Origin of the sequence: Bradyrhizobium dasycarpum, from assembly GCF_042019905.1 — a bacterium.
Lineage (GTDB): Bacteria > Pseudomonadota > Alphaproteobacteria > Rhizobiales > Xanthobacteraceae > Bradyrhizobium > Bradyrhizobium japonicum_B.
In genome coordinates this window covers 5138455-5154260 of sequence record NZ_CP169574.1, presented here as the reverse complement: position 1 = coordinate 5154260, position 15806 = coordinate 5138455, and the positions used below count along the sequence as shown (strand labels likewise).

The 15806-nt window shown below is 66.6% G+C and carries 10 protein-coding genes and 4 pseudogenes; 8 read left to right on the top strand and 6 right to left on the bottom strand.

Annotated features, from left to right (window positions below):
• The first annotated feature begins 15 nt into the window (after positions 1-15).
• The 5 genes and pseudogenes from murA to ACETMP_RS24650 all read left to right on the top strand — a co-directional run bounded on the left by murA (position 16) and on the right by ACETMP_RS24650 (position 5346).
• Positions 16-1312 (top strand): annotated as a pseudogene (murA, locus tag ACETMP_RS24670) (UDP-N-acetylglucosamine 1-carboxyvinyltransferase).
• Between the two features lie 119 nt (positions 1313-1431).
• On the top strand, positions 1432-2823 hold the full coding sequence (locus ACETMP_RS24665; protein WP_375158205.1) for an MATE family efflux transporter: 1392 nt from the start codon (positions 1432-1434) through the stop codon (positions 2821-2823).
• Complete coding sequence (locus ACETMP_RS24660) at positions 2820-3320, top strand: DUF2867 domain-containing protein (RefSeq protein ID WP_028133678.1); 501 nt, start codon at positions 2820-2822, stop codon at positions 3318-3320. The genes ACETMP_RS24665 and ACETMP_RS24660 overlap by 4 nt, the downstream gene beginning before the upstream one ends.
• Positions 3304-3961 (top strand): annotated as a pseudogene (locus ACETMP_RS24655) (2-hydroxychromene-2-carboxylate isomerase). The gene ACETMP_RS24660 and the pseudogene ACETMP_RS24655 overlap by 17 nt, the downstream one beginning before the upstream one ends.
• A 74-nt stretch (positions 3962-4035) precedes the next feature.
• The gene (locus tag ACETMP_RS24650; RefSeq protein ID WP_375158204.1) at positions 4036-5346 is read left to right on the top strand and encodes an SMI1/KNR4 family protein; all 1311 of its coding nucleotides are present in this window, start codon (positions 4036-4038) and stop codon (positions 5344-5346) included.
• Between the two features lies 1 nt (position 5347).
• Here ACETMP_RS24650 and ACETMP_RS24645 read toward each other — a convergent pair whose 3' ends face one another.
• Positions 5348-6463 carry an aromatic acid exporter family protein gene (locus tag ACETMP_RS24645; RefSeq protein ID WP_375158203.1) on the bottom strand — a complete coding sequence of 372 codons (1116 nt, stop codon included), beginning with the start codon at positions 6461-6463 and terminating at the stop codon, positions 5348-5350.
• A gap of 119 nt (positions 6464-6582) precedes the next feature.
• On the opposite strand from ACETMP_RS24645, the gene ACETMP_RS24640 reads away from it, so the two are divergent.
• Positions 6583-7950 carry an MmgE/PrpD family protein gene (locus ACETMP_RS24640; RefSeq protein ID WP_375158202.1) on the top strand — a complete coding sequence of 456 codons (1368 nt, stop codon included), beginning with the start codon at positions 6583-6585 and terminating at the stop codon, positions 7948-7950.
• A gap of 151 nt (positions 7951-8101) precedes the next feature.
• On the opposite strand, the gene ACETMP_RS24635 is transcribed toward ACETMP_RS24640, so the two are convergent.
• Positions 8102-9529 carry a serine hydrolase domain-containing protein gene (locus ACETMP_RS24635; RefSeq protein ID WP_375158201.1) on the bottom strand — a complete coding sequence of 476 codons (1428 nt, stop codon included), beginning with the start codon at positions 9527-9529 and terminating at the stop codon, positions 8102-8104.
• A 130-nt stretch (positions 9530-9659) separates the two neighbouring features.
• A complete protein-coding gene (locus ACETMP_RS24630; protein WP_375158200.1) occupies positions 9660-10739 on the bottom strand; it encodes a helix-turn-helix domain-containing protein in 1080 nt (359 codons plus the stop codon).
• A gap of 317 nt (positions 10740-11056) precedes the next feature.
• On the opposite strand from ACETMP_RS24630, the gene ACETMP_RS24625 reads away from it, so the two are divergent.
• Both ACETMP_RS24625 and ACETMP_RS24620 read left to right on the top strand, forming a co-directional pair.
• On the top strand, positions 11057-11974 hold the full coding sequence (locus ACETMP_RS24625; protein WP_375158199.1) for a pirin family protein: 918 nt from the start codon (positions 11057-11059) through the stop codon (positions 11972-11974).
• 77 nt (positions 11975-12051) lie between these two features.
• On the top strand, positions 12052-12966 hold the full coding sequence (locus ACETMP_RS24620) for a phosphoribosylaminoimidazolesuccinocarboxamide synthase (protein ID WP_375158198.1): 915 nt from the start codon (positions 12052-12054) through the stop codon (positions 12964-12966).
• 88 nt (positions 12967-13054) lie between these two features.
• Here the strand turns inward: ACETMP_RS24620 and ACETMP_RS24615 are convergent, their stop codons facing one another.
• The 3 genes and pseudogenes from ACETMP_RS24615 to ACETMP_RS24605 all read right to left on the bottom strand — a co-directional run bounded on the left by ACETMP_RS24615 (position 13055) and on the right by ACETMP_RS24605 (position 15736).
• Complete coding sequence (locus ACETMP_RS24615; RefSeq protein ID WP_375162064.1) at positions 13055-13615, bottom strand: hypothetical protein; 561 nt, start codon at positions 13613-13615, stop codon at positions 13055-13057.
• 52 nt (positions 13616-13667) lie between these two features.
• Positions 13668-14138, bottom strand: a pseudogene (locus tag ACETMP_RS24610) (ABC transporter); the annotation flags it as partial.
• Positions 14139-14243: 105 nt separating this feature from the next.
• Positions 14244-15736, bottom strand: a pseudogene (locus tag ACETMP_RS24605) (NAD-dependent succinate-semialdehyde dehydrogenase).
• Positions 15737-15806 lie beyond the last annotated feature (70 nt).

Here is a 15806-nt window from a genome sequence, read left to right as displayed (position 1 = left end):
ACGGAGAAAACCGACGTGGCGCCCATCCAATACATCGTCGAGGGCGGTCACCGGCTCTCGGGCTCGATCGAGCCGTCCGGCAACAAGAATTCGGCGCTGCCGATCATCGCCGCGGCCCTGCTCACCGAGCATCCGGTGACGCTGGAGAACGTGCCGCGGATCCGTGACACCGAGACGCTGGTCGAGCTGATCCGCTCGGTCGGTGCGTCAGCGGAATGGACCGCCCGCAACACGCTCAATATCCACGCCAAGAGCATCCGCGCCGCCGATCTCGACCCCGAGCTGTGCGTTCGCATCCGCGCCTCCATCCTGCTCGCCGGCCCCCTGCTCGCCCGCTGCGGCGAAGTGATGCTGCCGCCGCCAGGCGGCGACGTGATCGGCCGCCGCCGGCTCGACACCCATGTGCTGGCGCTGGAGCCAGCTGGGAGCACGAGTCACCGCGACCGACCGGCTCGAATTCCGTGCGCCCAAGCTTGCCGGTGCCGACGTGTTCCTGGACGAGCCCAGCGTCACCGCGACCGAGAACGCGCTGGTGGCGGCGGTCGCCGCCGACGGTGTCACGTATTTGCGCAATGCGGCCTCCGAGCCGCACGTGCAGGACCTCGCCAACTTCCTGGTCGCGCTCGGCGCCAAAATCGAGGGCATCGGCACCAACACGATGGTCGTCCATGGGCCGGCGACGCTGGGGGGCGCGACCTACCGGATCCAGCCCGACCATATCGAGGTCGGCTCGCTGATCGGGCTTGCCGCGGTGACGCGCTCTCCCTTGCGCATCACGCGCGCCGGCGTCGAACATCTGCGCTCGATCCGCATGGGATTCGAGCGGCTCGGCATCGTCTGCCGGGTCGAGGGCGACGATCTCATCGTGCCGTCCAATCAAACATTGAAGATCCAGGACGATTTCGGCGGCCACGTGCCGAAGCTCGAGGACCAGCCCTGGCCGGCCTTCCCGGCCGACCTGATGTCGATCGCGATCGTCACCGCCACGCAATGCGAGGGCGTCATCCTGATGTTCGAGAAGATGTTCGAATCCAGGATGTTCTTCGTCGACAAGCTGATCGCGATGGGCGCGCGCATCGTGCTGTGCGACCCGCATCGCGCGATCATCGCCGGCCCCAGCCGCCTGCACGGCGCAACCATGACCTCGCCCGACATCCGCGCCGGCATGGCCATGCTGCTGGCGGCCGTATGCGCCCAGGGCACCTCCACCATCAACAACGCCGACCAGATCGAGCGCGGCTACGAGCGCATCGAGGAACGGCTGAACGCGCTCGGCGCGAAAATCAAGCGCGTGCCGGACAGGAAGGGCTGAGGCCCTTTCTTCTCCCCGTGTGGGAGAAGGTGGCGCGAAAATGCGCCTTTGCCACCCTACGGCACCGAGCTGATGGCTGGGGCCATGTTTTCGTCGCGCGGCCGTGCTATTGAGCGGCCATGCTCGACACCGTGCAACATCAAGCGCAGCCGCAAGCCGGCGTGCCGCCAAACCATCTCGCGCAGGAATTCGTCGAGACGCTGCGGCTGGCCGTGCCGCTGATGCTGACGCAGCTCGGGCAGATCGCGATGATCACGACCGATCTCGCGCTGATCGGGCGGCTCGGCGAGGATGCGGTGGCGGCGGCGGCGCTGGCGCACACGGTCTATTTCGTCAGCTTCACCTTCGGGCTCGGCCTGATGTCGGCGGTGTCGCCGCTGGCCGCACAGGCATTCGGCGCCGGCGACGTCAGGCTGATTCGGCGCTCCTTGCGCGTTGGATTGTGGGTCGCGTTCCTGATCTCGCTGCCGATGATGGCCTCGCCGCTCTATGGCGAGCAGATCCTGCTCGCGCTCGGTCAAGTGCCGCAATCGGCCGCGCTGGCGCAGCGCTATCTCAACGGCCTCGCCTGGGGCATCGCACCGGCGCTCGGCTTCATCGCGCTGCGCAGCATGATGAGCGCGGTGAACCGGCCACAGCCGCCGCTGTGGATCACGGTCGCGGCAATCCCGGTCAATGCCGTGCTGGTCTACGCCCTGATCCACGGCCTGTTCGGCCTGCCCGAGCTCGGCCTGTTCGGCGCGGGACTTGCGACCACGATCGTCAACCTCGGCACGTTCGCCGCCGTGCTCGCGATTGCCGCGTGGCAGAAGCCATTCGCGGACTATCATCCGCTCGCCCATCTGTGGCGGATCGACTGGCCGTTGATGCGCCAGCTGATTGCGATCGGCGCGCCGATCTCGTTCTCACTGCTGATGGAGTACGGCCTGTTCTCCTCGGCGGCCCTGCTGATGGGACTGATCTCGACCACCGCGATTGCCGCGCACCAGATTGCGCTCCAGGTCACGGCCGTGCTGTTCATGGTGCCGCTCGGCATCGGCATGGCGGCGACGGTGCGGGTCGGCCATGCCTTCGGCCGCAATGATCCGGCCGCGGTGAGGCGCGCAGGGCTCGCCGCGGGCGTACTTGAGCAGCTCGTCTCGGCCCTGACCGTCGCGATCATCCTCGGTCGCTACGAACTAGGCCGACTGTTTTTCGGCAGCAGCGGGGCGAGCGAAGCGACCGTCGAGCTGACAGCGACGCTGCTGGTGGTCGGCGCGACCTTCTTTATCGCCGACGGCCTCCAGACCATCGTGGGCGGTGCGCTGCGCGGCATCAACGACACCAGGATGACGCTGGTGTTCGCGGTGATCGGCTATTGGTGCGTCGCCTTTCCCGTCGGTTGGATTCTTGCCTTCCACACGGGCCTGGGCGCCGTTGGCGTCTGGGTCGGGTTCTCGGTGGGGACCTTCGTTTATGCCGGGCTGCTGATCTTGCGCTTCCGCATGCTGACGCGCAGATTGGCGGGATGATGGCAACAGTCCGCGAAGTGCCTCCCGAAGTCGATGCCAATGCGCTGCTGGCCGGCGCGCAGTTCATCGACGCGTTTCGCGTGCAGATCGGCGCGACCGCGATCGATGCCCGCGAGGCCTGCACGCGGATGGTGCTGCACGGGCCGGGCTGGATCGACACGCTGCTGCGCCTGCGCAACATCCTGGTGACGCCGTTCGGGCTGAAGACATCGGGCGAAGGCGCCCCGGCGCCGCACGGCCTGATCGGGCTGTTTCCGGTGATCGACGAGACGCCCGAGCGTCTGGTCGCGGGCTTCGACGACTATCATCTCGACTTCCGCATCGTGGTCGACGTTTCAGGCGATGCCGCGGACCGCGAGGTAACCTCGACCACGCTGGTGCGGACCAACAACCTCCTCGGACGGACCTACCTCAGGCTCATCACGCCCTTCCACAGGCTCGTCGTCCGCGGCATGATGGGACGGATCGTGGAGCGGGCCGATGACCCTGTCAGTTGATCTTTTCTTCTCCTTCCGCAGTCCGTTCAGCTATCTGGCGCTGCCGAAGACGCTCAAGCTCGTGGAGGACTACGATCTCGCGGTGAACCTGCGGCCGGTCTACCCGCTCGCGGTGCGCGTGCCCGGCTTCTTCAAGAAGGCCAGCCCGAATTTCATTCGATATGTCGTGCTCGACAGCACGCGCGTGGCGCAGCACGAGGGCATTCCGTTCCGCTTTCCCCGGCCCGATCCGATCGTGCAGGACAAGACGACGTTCGATGTCGCGGCCGAGCAGCCCTACATCCACCGCCTGACCCGGCTGGGCGCCATGGCGCAGCCTCGAGGGACGCGGGCTCACATTCGCCGATGCGATCGCGCGCGTGCTGTGGGACGGCTCGGTGGCGGGCTGGAACGAGGGCGATCATCTCGCGCGCGCGGCCGCGCAGGCCGGCTTCGATCTCGCCGCGATGGATGCCGCAATCAACGCGGATCCGGATCGCTACGAGCAGGTGATCGCGGCGAACGAGAAGGACCATGCCGCCTCCGGCCATTGGGGCGTGCCGACCTTCGTGTTCGAGAACGAGCCGTTCTTCGGCCAGGACCGCATCGATCTGCTGGTCTGGCGCATGCAAGGCAAGGGCCTCGCCAAACGCCAATCGTGATGGCCTGAACCGATATCTCCGAGCGTGCGACTGAGACGTGGCGCCCCGATGCGCGCGGCGCCTTGGGAGGTCTCATGTATCTGGCAAAGTTCTTCCACCGTCCGCCCGGCGATGACGATCGCGAGCTGATGCTGATCCCCGGCAGCAACCCGATGGTCATGGGCATTCACATGAACCGGGAGGGCGAGCCCGGATCGGATCAATATCTGCGCGAAGAATTTCCCGATATCGCCGACGCCGCCGCGGCCTTTCGGCGCGATGTCGCCGAGCTCGTCGCAGCCGGCTATCTCGAGACGGATCACACCAAACACTCGCTGCGCGATCTCGGGCCCGATCCGCAAGCCAAGCCGGACTGGCAGAAGGGGCTGGACGAGCTGACGATACTGGCGCTAAGCGCGCCGCGCGCTGATCAGGCAAAGCAGCTCGAGGCACTCAAGGGCACGCCGGCCGAGCATGAGCCGCTGTATCTCTGGCACGCCGCGCGCTGCGACTACGCCAGGGATGATGCGGTGCAGGCTGTACGTTTCGCCGAACAGGCGCGCGATACGATCCGCGCACGGCGGGCTGCCGGGCAACCGCATTATGCGTGGTCGATCTACGAGAACGATCTCGAAGGACGCATCCTGGAACTGCTGAGCGACGCCTATCTGGAGGCCGGCAACCCGGAGGCCTCGCTGAAGACGATCGAATACCTTTGCAAGACCGCTCCGAACCACGACCGCATCCTCAAGCGCGCCGAGCTGCTCTGCGGTTACTTTCCCGAGCGACGGGAGGAAGCCTTCGACGACGCCTATCAATGGTCGCGCTTCGGCGGCTATGAGGACATCATGGCGTTTCCGGGCTATGCGGAATACGAGTTCCGGCGCAAGGCGGGAACGTCCGCAAAGGGCTGGCGCTGGAAGCCGGGCGCGCCGGCCAGCGAAGCCGATGTGAGCGCGGCGGAGCAGGCCCTTGGTGTCCGCCTGCCCGACGACTATCGCAATTTCCTGCTCACGCGCGGCGAGACCGAGCTTTTGGTGCGGCTGCCCGAATCGTCCTCCGAGCTCCGCTTCTACGCACCGGGCGAGCTGGCGACGCAGCTTCGCAATGTTCTCGACTTCATCGCGCATTCCGACGACGGGCTGGAGGAGGCCTGCGCCTATTTCCGCAAGGAATATGGCGTCTCGCTAAAGCATCTGGTGCCGGTTGCCGAACCGTCGCAGCTCAGCCGCTGTCTGCTGCTCCATGTCGAGCCCGGAGCGGGCTATGCTCAGTGTTTTCAGTGGGACCATGACGGCGCGTGGGAGCTGGAACAGAAGCAGCCCAGCTTCGACGTCGCACTAAAGAGGCTGACGGACGGAATCGAGCAGCGCGATGCGACCCAGCTCGCGTTCTTCGACCTCTGATCTATTCTGCCACACGCACGGACTTGGCGCTCGCCGCCTCCGACCATTCGCCGACGACGCGATCGAGGTCGCAGAGATTCTGGTGCATCTGCTCCAGCGAGAAGCCGAGCGCGAAGAAGCGCTCGGCGGTGTCGCTGGACTGGCCACGGATCAATCCGTCCTGACGGACGGATGCGACCGCCTCGGCATAGTGCTGGAGCGCGACGTGGACGGGCTGGATCGGCGGCGCGCCGACGCCTTCGCGCAAGGCGCTGGCTGCCGAACGCAGGAAGCGCGCGATCGCGCTCGATACTTCCGTCAGCGGAGCAGCTAGCCGCATCTGCACCTCGACCGGCAGCGGCACCACGGTGGCGCGGCCGATCATCACGACGTCATGGCGCAGCCGCAGCACGGTGCGCAGCAGCGGGCCGGTGTCGGGCCCGCCCGACAGCCGCGCGGCGCGCTCGCGCTCGGCTTCGGCGCCGATGGCATTCATGCCGACCATCGCGGTGCCGATGCCGTCCTGGATCCGGTGCAGCGCGTCGTTGTCGCGGCCGCGGGTGAGGCCTGCCAGCAGCTCGGTGAACGCATCCGCAATCAGCTCGAGCAATTGCGCCGCCGCAGCGCGAATCTGGCGCACCGCACGCGAGGGCAGCACCAGGAACGACACCAGCAATCCCGTGATCGCGCCGACACCGACCTCGCTGACGCGATCGATCGCCGAGGACAGGGGATCGGAATGATGCATGGTCGGGACCAGCAGCACGATCACGGCCGTCACCGTGGCCGCGCTGAGGCTCGGATTGATCGCGGCGATGAAGGCGAGCGGGGCGACCGACAGCACCAGGAGGCCCAACAGCCCCGCTTCGCTGGAATAGGGGATCAGGATCGCGATGGCGCCGCCATAGATCGCGCCGCCGATGGTGCCGAGCATGTAATCGCGCGTCGCCTTCAGCGAGCGGCCGACGCTCATCTGGGTCACGATCAGCGCGGTCAGGACCGCCCAGAGCGGCAGCATCAGATGCAGCGCGGTGGCGAGCGCATAGGCCGCTGTCGCCGCGACCGTGACCCGGATCGCGAGCCCCAGTTGCGTTCGCCGCGACCTGATCCGGTCGAGCAGCTGCTTTGCGAATGCCATCGTCTGAAGTCCCGATCCGCTCGAGGCCAGGCAAAAGCATGGCTGATGCCCGCGGCCGCAAGGCCGCTTGAAAGGCCAAATCAGCCCGCCTAACTTGCGCGCCAAAACGAGGAAACACGATGGCTCACGAAACCGCAACGCTCGCCGCCTATGTCTTCAATCTGAAATACCAGGATATTCCGGCGGAGGTGCTGGAGCGCGCCAAGGTGCTGACGCTGGACTTCCTGGGCAGCGCGATCCGGGCGCGGCGCGAGGCCGAATCGACCCCGTCGATGCTGAAAATGCTGGAAGCGCTGGCGCTCGACGCCAAGGGCGACTCCACCGTGTTCGGCGATGCCAAGACCTGGACGCCGGCGGTCGCGGCGCTGCTCAACGGCGCGCTCGGCCATTCCCTCGATTTCGACGATACCCACGCCGATTCCTCGCTGCATCCGAGCGCGCCGGTGGTCCCGGCCGCCTTCGCCGTCGGCGAGATGGTCGGCGCCTCGGGCCGCGACGTGCTGACCGCGATCGTCGCGGGCTATGAGGTCTGCTGCCGGCTCGGCAACGCGCTCGACCCGACCTCGCACTACGCGCGCGGCTTCCACCCGACCGCGACCGCCGGCACCTACGGCGCGGCCGCGGCGGCCGGCAAACTGTTCGGCCTCTCCGAGCAGCAGCTCATTTCAGCCTTCGGCATCTCCGGCAGCCAGGCCGCGGGCTCGCTGCAATTCCTGGTCAACGGCGCCTGGAACAAGCGCTACCAGGTCGGCGCCGCCGCGATGAACGGGGTGATCGCCGCGACGCTCGCGCGCAACGATTTTGTCGGATCGACCGAGTCCGTCGAGGGCAAGCACGGCCTGCTCGCCGGCTACACCGACGACGCGCATCCGGAAAAAGCAGTGGCCGAGCTCGGCAAGAGCTACGAGACCATGAAGATCGGCGTCAAGCCGTATCCGAGCTGCCGCTACACCCATGCGGCGATCGACGCGCTGATCGCGATGCGGCGCGAGCACAATCTGACGCCGGACCAAGTCAAGCGTGTCGAGATCGGCCTGCACCGCAACGGCATCACCCTGACCGGCGATGCCGCCACCAAGCGGCATCCGCGCTCGATCGTCGGCGGCCAGTTCTCGATGTTCTTCACCGGCGCGCTCGCGCTCGACCAGGGCTCGTTCGGCTGGGACGATTACAACCGCCTGGGCGATGCCGCGATCGACGCCCTCGCGGACAAGTTCGACGTGGTGCAGGACGACCGCCTCGAGATCGGCCGCACCCATCCGTTCGGCGCCCGCGTCAGCATCACCACCGATGACGGCGTGCATGAGCGGCTCTATGCCGATCCCTCGGGCGAGCCGACCTCGTTCCCGGACACGGCGGCGATGCAGCAGAAGTTCCTGACGCTGGCCCGCCCGGTGCTGAACGCGCGCGCGGAGAAGTTTGCGGACGCGATCATGACGCTGGAGCGGTTCGATCGCGTCGCGCAGGCGACCGAATTGGGGCGGTAGGTTCGCCGCGGCACTCCGCTTACCCTCCCCTGCGAGACGGGGTGGGGTGACGGTCCCGCCGCAACGAACAGTGCCCGCGTGGAGAGATCACCCCACCCCGCTCGCGCTACGCGCGATCGACCCTCCCCTCCAGGGGAAGGTAAGAAAGACCTCAATTCACCCCCGCCAGCTTCCCCTTCTCGCCCGTCGCGGCCACCACGTCGCGCACCAGATCGAACACGCCGTCCGCTTCCGGCGGTCCATTCGGCGAGCGGCCGAGCCGCACGATCACCAGCTGTTCCGACGGGATCACGATGGTGTATTGCCCGATCGTGCCCTTGGCGAAGAAGGCATCGCGCGGCCAGCCATGGGTGATGCGGAAGTTCGCGCCAAAGCTGTCGCCGCGGTTGGTCCAGAAGCCGGCGCCGATCCCGACCCAGGCATTTGGCGTGGCCGTCGCCGAATATTTCACCCAGCCTTCCGGCAGGATGCGTTTGCCGCCGGCGAGGCCGTCATTGAGATAGAGCTGGCCGAAGCGCGCCCAGTCGCGCGCGGATGCGAGCATCTCGCTCGAGCCTTCGATCGTGCCCGAGCCATCGAGCTGCAGCCTGACATGGCGCATGCCGAGCGGGGCGAACAATTCACGGCGCGCAAAGCGGAGCGCGCCTTCCGCTGTGCCGCCGGCCGCATCGCGGATCATATGCGAGAGGACGAGCATGTTGCCGTCGTGATAGTTCCATGCCGCACCGGGCGCGGTGGCAAGCGGGCTGCTCTCGGCATAGGCCGCCATGTCCGATTCCATGAACTTCATCCGGTTGACCGGCTCGAAGGCCGAGCCGAGCGAGGCCTGCAGCGAGCTGCCGAGTGCAAGGCCGGCGGTGTGGCGCAGCAGCTGATCGACCGTGATGGCATGGCGCGGATCATCAGGATCCGCCCAGGCAGCGACCGGTGCGGGTCCGTCGAGCTTCAGCTTGCCCTGGCGCACCAGCACGCCGATCAGGGCTGAGACCACCGATTTCGTCATGGAGAAGCCGAGCAGCGGCGTCTCCGGTCCGATGCCGTCGGCATAACGCTCCGCGACGATGCGGCCCGACTTCATCACGACCACCGCACGGGTGCGCCGATAGGGCGGCTGCGCCGGCTCGGCGAAGGCGCGGTCGAGCGCAGCGGCAAGCGCGGGGCTTTGCGGCGGCCCGATCGCGGGGCCGGCGATCTCGGGCAGCAGCGCGGGCTGCCTGTCGGTCGCGGGCGGCTCGACGGGGACGATTCCCGCGCCATGGTCGAGCGTGCAGCCGAGCCCTTCGCGATAGACGGCGTGGCTGCGGCCGATGCCGAACAACGTCACCGTGACATCCTTGCGGACGCGGTCGACCCGGTAGTCCATCGCCCAGGTGATCAGCCCGGTCCCGGGCATGGCATCGTTGGTCTCGGCAAAGTTGCGCCGCGGATCGAGACCGGAGACGAATGTCTCCGCGCACAAGACGTCGGCGACGAAGCCGGTGGCGATCTTGGGAACGTCGCGGGCCCGCGCGGCGCCGAGCGCGAGGCCGGCGCAGGCGATGGTGGTGGCGAGGAGGACGATGTTGCGGCGGCGGGTCACAGGCTCTCTCCGGCTTAGGATGCGTGCCGGGAGGGAAGCAGGAGCAGGCGGCGAAGGGCTCGCCGGATTTGGAAAGCGGCCTGGTTGGAATTGGACGAGAGCTGGCCGATTCCGAAATAGCGTCGTTATTTCAAGGTGCTACGGGAATGCCCGGCGCAACGCCGGCCTTCAGCCGCCGATACTCCGTCGGTGTCACGCCCGTGACCGCCTTGAAGGCGCGGTTGAACGGGCCGAGCGACTGGAAGCCGGCGTCCATGGCGATGGTGATGACGGGGACCTCGGCCTGGGCGGGATCGGCGAGCGCGGCCTTGGCCTCCTCGATGCGATGATTGTTCAGGAACACATTGAAGTTGCGGTAGCCGAGGCGCTGATTGATCAGCCGGCGCAGCCGGTATTCCGGAATCCTGAGCCGGCCTGCCAGCACACCGATCGTGATGTTCTCCTGGCGATAGACCCGCTCGTCCGCCATCAGCCGCATCAGGGCATCGATCAGCTTCTGGTCGGCGGATTCGTCGACCGGTGCGGGCCGGGCCAGAATCGCCGGCGCGGCCGCCGACGCCGGAAACAGATCGGCGCCATCGACGCGCATCATCGTAGAGGCAATGGCCGCGATGACGCAGGCAAGCACGCCCGTATTGATCGCGTCGGCGACAGCGCCGACGTCGCTGCCGGCGACGACGATCTGGAGAACCGCATTCAACCCGCCATAGAGCGCGGCTGCGCAGACGATGAAGACGCGAACGCGCCGGCGGCGCTCGACCAAATCAGCCGGCCACGAGGCGATCGTCTGGCCGATCGCAAGCGCGATGAAGCCGAGCACGATCAGATTGACGATTGTCACGGAAAACCGCGCGTGGCCGCCCGGCGCGATCCAGACGCAGCCCGCGAAGCTGAAAGCCGTCACCAGCGTCCAAACCAATCCGTGCCACCTCCGCAGGCGAAATTCATCGTCGAACAGCGCGCGCGTGAACAACCAGAACACCACGATGTTGCCGGTCGACAGCGCGATCAGCGGCGCGTGCCAGGCGGGAATCAGCGACGTGACGCCGACGGAATAGCTCGCCGCATGCGCGGCCGAGCCGAGCGCGAAGGCCGCGCCGAGCCGGGCCGCCAGCACGTGGCGGAAGCCGGAGAGCAACGACGCCGCCAGCACCAGCAGCAGCGCGACGCTGGCAGCGCGAAAGGCGAGCTCGGTTGCGGCAAGGGTCATCGGGTAGTGCGATCAGTCGCAGTTGAAGGCCGCCAAACATCGTTGGTTGCGCCAGGTTTTTCAAGAACCATCCGCATGCCACGCCTAGAGCCACCTCCACCGCTGTCATCGTCCGGCTTGACCGGGCGATCCAGCAATCCGAGACAGCAATGATGATGAACCGAGCGGCTCCGGCGTACTGGATCGCCCGCCTTCGCGGGCGATGACAGCGGAGTGTGAGGCCTCATTGCGACACGACGTCTTGTCCGGGCTTTGTCGCGACGACGCTGCAGATTCCTGCTAGGCTCGCGTCAACAAGGTCAAAAAAGGAGCCCCTCATGAGCTGGCAGCCCTCGAACGATCCCGTGCTCGGCGATCCCATGTCCTGCGATGCGCTCGATCTCGTCATCGTGCCGCGCACGCGCGATCTCGGCGACGGCTTCGCGGTCCGGCGCGCGCTGCCGCACGGCAAGCGGCAGATGGTCGGCCCGTTCATCTTCTTCGACCATTTCGGGCCGGTGCAGTTCGTCTCCGGCAAGGGCATGGACGTGCGGCCGCATCCGCATATCGGGCTTGCCACCGTCACCTACCTGTTCGACGGCGCGATCATGCATCGCGACAGCGAGGGCAATGTCCAGGAGATCGCGCCCGGCGCGATGAACCTGATGACGGCCGGGCGCGGCATCGCGCATTCCGAGCGCACGCCGGATGCGCAGCGCGCTTCGGGCCAGCAGATGCTGGGCCTGCAGAGCTGGATCGCGCTGCCAGCCGGATCGGAGGAGATCGCGCCCTCGTTCCAGCATTACGGCGCGGGCGATCTGCCGATGATCGCCGAGCGCGATTTCACCGCACGCGTGATCGCGGGCTCCGCCTTCGGCATTGCCTCGCCGGTGTCAATGGTTTCCCCGTGGTTCTACACCGAGGTCACGGCCGCGCAAGGCGCGAGCGTGCCGCTCGACCCCGACCACGAGGAGCGCGCGATCTATGTCGTCGATGGCGAGGTCGAGATCGCGAACGAGCGCTATGAGGGGCCGCGGCTCCTGATCTTCCGCCCCGGCGACCGCATCACGGTGAAGGCGCTCAAGCCCACGCGGATGATGTTTCTCGGCGGCGATGCGCTGGAAGGTCCGCGCCATGTCTGGTGGAATTTCGTCTCCTCCAGCAAGGAGCGGATCGAGCAGGCCAAGCAGGACTGGAAAACCGGCCGTTTCGCCGCAGTTCCGCAGGAACATGAGTTCATTCCGCTGCCGGAATAGGCTAATCCGGTTCCGGCCGCGCCATCAGGTGCGGCCGGATGCTCTGCCTGAAGGCCTTGTCCGCGAAAGCTTTGCCGATGACCACCATGCTCTCCAGCGACCTGCCCCTGACCAAGATCGGACGCGGCAAGGTGCGCGATATCTACGCCGTCGACGACGACCGCCTGCTGCTCGTCACCACCGACCGCATCAGCGCCTTCGACGTGGTGATGGACGAGACCATCCCGATGAAGGGCGCGGTGCTGACGCAGATCAGCGCGTTCTGGTTCAACGAGCTCGAAGGCGTGGTGCCGCATCACATGATCAGCGCCGACACCGACGAGATCATCGCCGCCGTGCCGGCGCTAGAACCGCACCGCGCCGAGATCCTCGGCCGCGCCATGCTGTGCAAGCGCACCACCGTATTCCCGATCGAATGCGTGATCCGCGGTTATCTCTCGGGCTCGGCCTGGAAGGAGTACGCGGCCTCCGGCACGCTCGCCGGCGAGAAGCTCAAGGCCGGCCTGGTCGAGAGCGAGAAGCTGGAGCCGGCGATCTTCAGCCCGGCGACCAAGGCCGAGACCGGCCATGACGAGAACATCACCATCGCAAAGATGCGCGCGGTCGTCGGCGACGAGGTCGCCTACACGCTCGAGAGCATGACGCGCGCGATCTACACGCTCGGCGAGGAGCTGGCGCGCGAGCAGGGCATCATCATCGCCGACACCAAGTTCGAGTTCGGCCGCGACAAGGACGGCCGCATCATCCTGATCGACGAAGTCATGACGCCGGATTCGTCGCGCTTCTGGGCGGTCGATTCCTACAAGCCCGGCCAGCCGCAGGCGAGCTTCGACAAGCAGCCCTTGCGCGACTATCTCGACGTCGAGCGCCGCGCCGGCCGCTGGAACGGTGACGCCCCGGCGCCGCCACTGCCGGCGAGCGTGGTAGAAGCGACCAGCAAGCGATATCTGGAAGCGTATCGGCGCGTGACCGGAACGGAGCTGAAGATATAGCTTCCGCGCAGCCGTCGCGGCGCAACGCGCGTGGTCTCAAGCGTCCGACGACACGGTGCGTTGGGCAAGGACCGATCGATGACCGGCTTCAGCGTTGGGGCGCGCGATCGGCATCCAAAGCCAGCAGCAGCTCGGCAACCCGGTTGGCGGACGCCGTCCATTCCGCGAGCTTGGCATAATTGTCCGTGAACCAGTTGAAGGCGGTCTGGACAACGACAAATGCTGCCGACGCCTGGACCACTTCGCCGAGCGTCATGGTGTCGTCGAGGTACTTGGGCAGGCAAAGCAGCAGGCCGACCACCGGCGTCACCAGCAGACCCGAATAAGTGACCAACGTCATCCGCATCAATTGCCAGCAGTAGATCCGCCAGATCGCAATCACGGCTTTCAAGGCGGCGCCGACGGCGTGGCGACTATCCATGCCGGCCTCCGGCGCCACCACCTTGCCTTCGCGGGTCTCGCGCACATGGGTTCCGATCGCCCGCAACTCGGCTTCCATGCGCTTGTTCTCCTCGATGACCCGGGTCAGCCGCCCGGCTGTCAGCCAGATGCCGATCGCCAGCAGCGCGGAATACGCGATCACCGCGAGGACGAGGTAACCGGGAATCGCAAAGGCGATGCCGCCGAACTCGATCCTCGAGGCTGCCACCGACCGACCATAGCACCCCGACGAAGGTTGCGATCGTAAGCACCGATTGAAGCAGGCCGGTGACCAGATCGATCGGGAGGTCCGTCGCAACCCTGGCGTCTTCGGCAATGCGATATTCCGGCGCCTCGTGATGTCCCTCGATGGCGCTACGCCTCGGACCACGATCGCCCGTCAGCCAGTCGCTATAGAGGCAATTGCTCAGCCACTCGCGCCACGAACGCTGCAGGGTCATCCGCGCCCACACCGAGAACACGGTCAGTGCGATGCTTGCCGCGGCCAGCGGCACAAACCGAAATGCCTGGTACAGCAGCTCAGTCTGATCTTTCCGGCCGATGGCGTTGAAGAAATCCCGGTTCCAGAAGTTCAGCCCGTACTGCGTCAGGAGTTGCAGGACCACGTTGACGATCAACGCGATCACCAGGAGCCAAGCCGCCCACGCCGTCGGCCCGTGCCAGTATCCTGAGGCGCTCTGCCAGAAGCGGCCGAGAAGCTGCTTTTCACCCCGGGCGAAAGAGGTCCTCATGCTGAGCCGCAAATCCTGCGCGCGCGCCACCCCTATGGTGCCGCACGCGCCAAATTAGGCGGTCTTGCCCGAAGCCGTTTGACCTGCGTCAAGCGATGCTGGCGGCTACACCCCCGCCATCATCACGTATTTGATCTCGACATATTCTTCCATGCCGTGACGCGAGCCTTCACGGCCGAGGCCGCTTTCCTTGACGCCGCCGAACGGCGCGACTTCGGTGGTGATCAGGCCGGTGTTGACGCCAACCATGCCTGATTCCAGCGCTTCGGCGACGCGCCAGACGCGGCCGATATCGCGGGAGTAGAAATACGAGGCCAAGCCGAACGGCGAGGCGTTGCACATCGCGATGACGTCGGCCTCGTCCTTGAAGCGGATCACCGGCGCGAGCGGGCCGAAGGTCTCCTCCTGCGACACCAGTGAATCCGGCTTGACGTCGGCCAGCACGGTCGGCTCGAAGAACGAGCGGCCGAGCTCGCTGCGCTTGCCGCCGGTCACGACCTTGGCCCCGCGTTTCACCGCGTCGGCGATGTGACGCTCGACCTTGTCGATCGCCTTCATGTTGATCAGCGGGCCCTGCGTGACACCGCTCTCGGTGCCGTCGCCGACCTTCATCGCCGCGACCTTTGCCGACAGCTTCTTCACGAACTCGTCGTAGATCTTGTCCTGGGCGTAGATGCGGTTGGCGCAGACGCAGGTCTGGCCCATGTTGCGATATTTCGAGACGATGGCGCCCTCGACCGCGGCGTCGATGTCGGCGTCGTCGAACACCACGAAGGGCGCGTTGCCGCCGAGCTCGAGGCCAAGCCGCTTCACGCCGACTGAGGCCTGCTGGTAGAGAATCTTGCCGACCGCGGTCGAGCCGGTGAAGCCGACAAAGCGCACCGCCGGATGCTCGCACAGCACCTTGCCGATGGGCGGCGCGTCTCCGGTCACGATGTTGAGCACGCCCTTGGGAATGCCGGCCTTCTCGGCCAGCACCGCGAGCGCCAGCGCCGACAGCGGCGTCTCGTTGGCGGGCTTGAGCACCACGGTGCAACCGGCCGCGAGCGCCGGGGACACCTTGCGCGTGATCATCGAGTTCGGGAAATTCCACGGCGTGATGGCGCCGCAGACGCCGATCGGCTGCTTGATCGCGAGCAGCCGCGCATCGGGCCGCTGGCTCGGAATGGTCTCGCCATAGACGCGCCTCGCTTCCTCGGCGAAGAATTCAATATAGGCAGCGCCGATATCGACCTCACCGAGCGCCTCGGAGAGCGGCTTGCCCTGCTCCGAGGTGAGGATCAGCGCGAGGTCCTCGCGGTTGGCGATGATCAGCTCGAACCATTTGCGCAGGATGTTGGAGCGTTGCTTGGCGGTGTGCTTGGCCCAGGCCGGAAAGGCGCGCTCGGCGGCTTCGACCGCCTTGGTGGTCTCGTCCGCGCCGAGCTGCGGGACCTTTGCCAGCTGGACACCGGTCGCGGGATTGTTGACGGCGAATACCGGCGTGCCGACCCAGGCCCCGTCGATGTAGCAGGCCTCCTTCAGGAGCGAGGGGTCCTTCAGCCGGTCGCGCAGGGTGGCGGTGGCTTGCGGGCGCGTGCGGCGGCGGTCGGTGTCATGGCGTACTCCCTTAGGCAATCGGACTTGGGCGATCAGATTGGCCCGGAATATAGGGGCAAGCGGCGCCGA